General features: G+C 64.7%; 2 protein-coding genes and 2 pseudogenes. 2 read left to right on the forward strand and 2 right to left on the reverse strand.

Annotated features, from left to right (window positions below; all coding sequences use genetic code 11):
* Nucleotides 1–18 precede the first annotated feature (18 nt).
* Nucleotides 19–540, reverse strand: a pseudogene (locus B3T59_RS22400) (transposase); the annotation flags it as partial.
* 229 nt (nucleotides 541–769) lie between these two features.
* Here B3T59_RS22400 and B3T59_RS24640 point away from each other — a divergent pair.
* Nucleotides 770–922 (forward strand): annotated as a pseudogene (locus tag B3T59_RS24640) (transposase); the annotation flags it as partial.
* 971 nt (nucleotides 923–1,893) lie between these two features.
* Here the strand turns inward: B3T59_RS24640 and B3T59_RS22410 are convergent.
* Nucleotides 1,894–2,205: a putative quinol monooxygenase gene (locus tag B3T59_RS22410; protein ID WP_005180837.1), complete on the reverse strand. Its 312-nt coding sequence runs from the start codon at nucleotides 2,203–2,205 to the stop codon at nucleotides 1,894–1,896.
* A 108-nt stretch (nucleotides 2,206–2,313) separates the two neighbouring features.
* Here B3T59_RS22410 and B3T59_RS22415 point away from each other — a divergent pair, with 108 nt between their 5' ends.
* Nucleotides 2,314–3,255, forward strand: coding sequence for a GlxA family transcriptional regulator (locus B3T59_RS22415; RefSeq protein ID WP_039994216.1), 942 nt, complete (start codon nucleotides 2,314–2,316; stop codon nucleotides 3,253–3,255).
* Nucleotides 3,256–3,406: the final 151 nt, after the last annotated feature.

Genomic DNA, 3,406 nt, shown 5'->3' on the forward strand with positions numbered 1-3,406 from the left:
CGGTTATCGGGGACCTGCCACCGGGTCGAGCGGCCGGACGGACCACTCCGTCATTTCGGCAAGAACTTTGTCGGTGATCTTGCTGATCGTCTCCTTCGACACCGTCGCGCCGTAGACGTCGTCGAAATGCGCGACGATCTCACCGGTGGTCAACCCTTTCGCCGACAGCGACAAGATGATCTCGTCGACCCCGGTCAAACGCCGCTGGCGTTTCTTGACGATCTGCGGATCGAACGAGGCATCGGTGTCTCGCGGGACCTGGATCTGCACCGGACCGATCTCGGTCAGCACGGTCTTGCTGCGCCGGCCGTTGCGCGAGTTGCCGCTGTTTCTCCCTTCGACCTGGTGTTTCTCGTAGCCGAGGTGCTCATCCATTTCCGCTTCGAGGGCGGTTTCGAGCACCGTGGCGGTGAGTTGGTTGAGTAGTCCGTTCGGGCCGACCAGCTCGACGCCGTCGGCCTTGGATTGGGCGAGCAGTTGCTGTGCCAGCTGGTGGGGATCGATCTTCGGCTGATCCATAGGATCGAGTGTTTCGGTCATGATCGTGCTTTCTTGCCAAGCAAGCTCGGCGTGTCGGCCAAAACCAGATCAACCCTTATTCCGACAGTCCCCGAAACTGGATCGGACCAGCGCTTTCGACAAGATAGGGGCGCACGTTGCGACGTTCTCCGGGTTGGTCGCGGACTTGGCTCTGCGTCTTGTTGAACACCTGTGTCGTCTCACCGTCGAGATCGATGAGCTCGCCGCGGAGATCACTTCCCGAACGACGATGCTGGCGCCGTCGTTATTGGCGATCCCCGGTTGCGCCGCGTTGACCGCAGCGAAGATCATCGGTGAGACCGCCGGTATCGACCGGTTCCGTTCCAAGGACTCCTTCGCCCGGCATAACGGAACTGCACCGCTACCGGTGTGGTCGTCGAATCATGCTCGTCCGTCGTCGGCCAGTACGGCGCTCGATCGACCCGACCGCCGACTCATATACTCGCTTCGATCCGGCCGTGATGCGTGCTGCGGACTTCTATCACGTCCTGGCTGCCTCGGTGGTGCCGCGCCCCATCGCCTGGGTGTCGACGCTTGGTGGAGGCAACGGTGAAGAAGCTGTACGGAGCGAGATCCCGGCGCTCGAGATCTTCGGACGCGTCGTCAACGTCGTTGTCGCTAGCAGTTTCCCATCTCCACGATCGTGTGCTTGACGCATTCGAACGCGATCGGCGCTTCGGCAACCCGAGGGACAGCCAGGACATCGCTGTCGTGGGGGTTCATTCCCGCTTGCGTGAATTCATCGATCTCGTAGGGAAAGGACTCGGAAGTGGCATTGATGGGGTCGATGAGTGCGCCCGGCCGACCTATACCGTCATCTGAGAAGGACCCCTGAAACGTCTTCGACGACGACGGGACCGGCGAGCAGGAGGGCGCGGTGAGCTAAAGGAATGGAGCTTGCTCGGCTTCGTCGCCGCCGCAAGCTCCGGTGAAACGGTCGGTACTGGTCGGTCGTCGTCGGTCACCACCGGATGGCGGCGTCCCCCACGCTCGGCGTTTGCGCAGGTCAGCGGCTCGTTCGCCCAGTGGGCGCATCAAGCGATAGACGCAAAGCCGACGTGATTAGGTCGTCGGTTCGATTCCGACAGGCGGCTCCGGCGAACAGCCCCTGACCTGCGGAAACGCAGGTCAGGGGCTGTTCGGTTCTGGTGGTCGCGCGATGCGCTGGCCTCACGGCTCTGCCCGACACCGACGTCGCTCTCCTCTGCGACGGACCCCTCGCCGGCTGAGCGCTCGCGGCCGGCATCCTGTCCGTGTGCCGATAGGCCTCGTACCGCTCGGCAACGCAGCGTGGCGTTGCGTCGCGACCTGGCGACGGCTCGGCGGGGCGCGATCGTCTCGTGCGTTGGCGGACTACGGGAGCTTGGACGCGAGGACGTCGGCCGCCAGGATCTCGGGTGCTGCGCCGAGGAGGTGCTGGTTGGCCATCAGGGCTGCGACGATGGCGCCGTTGGCGTGGGCGTCGCGAGCGGCCTCGTCGGGGAATGCATCGAAGATCCAGAAGGTGTCGGCGTGGGTCCTGACCGCGAACCAGACAATCGTTCCTACTTCTTCGTTGGCGAGTGAGACAGCGCCGGCGAGCAGATCGGCGACCGCGTCGTGCTGTCCATCGGCCGCGACGATCTTGGCGACGAAGGCATACGGAAGTGATGCGGGTGTGGACATGAGGGACTCTCCTAGGTGTCGAGGTTTTTTGGTGAAGCGAGTTCAGCGTATGACGAGCGAGGGCCGGTGGGGAGTGGCGTATACGGCAGTATTGCTATTGTTTACGTCATGCGTATCGGACTGATCGCGATCGACGGCTGCTTCGGTTCGGCTATCGCGTCGATCATCGACATCGTGCGGGTGGCCGACGGAGCCCGCGGCGATGTCGACCCGCGGATCGACCCGATCGAACTCGCCATCCTCGGACCGAAACGGCGAGTGACCACGACGGCATCGATGACCCTGTCGGTGGACCACCCGCTGTCGGAGTCCGGAGAGTTCGACGTGGTCGTCGTCCCTGCGCTTGGAACCCTCACGGCCGCCGCTACCAACGACGCCCTCCAGAGCCGAGATGCTCGTTCGGTCATCGCCTCGCTCGGGCGCCTCGACGAGGCGACCACCCGGATCGCCGCGGCGTGCACCGGCGTGTTCGCCGTCGCCGAGACCGGACGGATGCATCATCGGCGGGCGACGACCAGCTGGTTCCTGGGGCCGGAGTTCCTGAAGCGCTATCCGACCGTCGCCCTCGATCTCGACACCATGGTCGTGGCCGACGGGAACCTCGTCACCGCCGGCGCCGCCTTCGCCCACATCGACCTCGCGCTCTCACTCGTGCGATCGATCAGCCCCGACCTGGCCCAACATGTCGCCAAGCTCCTCATCATCGACGAGCGCCCGTCGCAGGCGGCCTTCGTCGCCTACGAACATCTCCGGCACGAGGACCCGATCGTCGTCGAGTTCGAACGCTTCGTGCGCGCCCGCCTGGACGAACCGTTCAACGTCGCCTTCGTCGCGCAGTCGCTCGGCACCAGCCGGCGCACCCTCGAACGACGAGTCCGTGCGGCGCTCAACCTCACTCCGCTCGGCTTCGTCCAACGGCTTCGCATCGAACGAGCTCGGCACCTCTCAGCAACCACGGACCTCACCTCCGCCGAGATCGCGCTACGGGTCGGCTACGCGAACGCCGAGACTCTGCGCTCCCTCCTGCGCAGGGAGCGACGCCGTTCCTGACCTATCGCCATGCCTGTAGCCGGTGTGCTAGTGCTCGACTGGAACCACCTCTCAGCACGTCGCGTCGACGCTCCCGCGTCGCCCCTGGACGACCCACTCGACACGCCCGCAGCACAGGTCATCAGCGACAGGGACTGTCGTGAGAACGGTG

Origin of the sequence: Gordonia sp. UBA7860 (assembly GCF_002500165.1) — a bacterium.
Taxonomy (GTDB): Bacteria; Actinomycetota; Actinomycetes; order Mycobacteriales; family Mycobacteriaceae; genus Gordonia; species Gordonia sputi.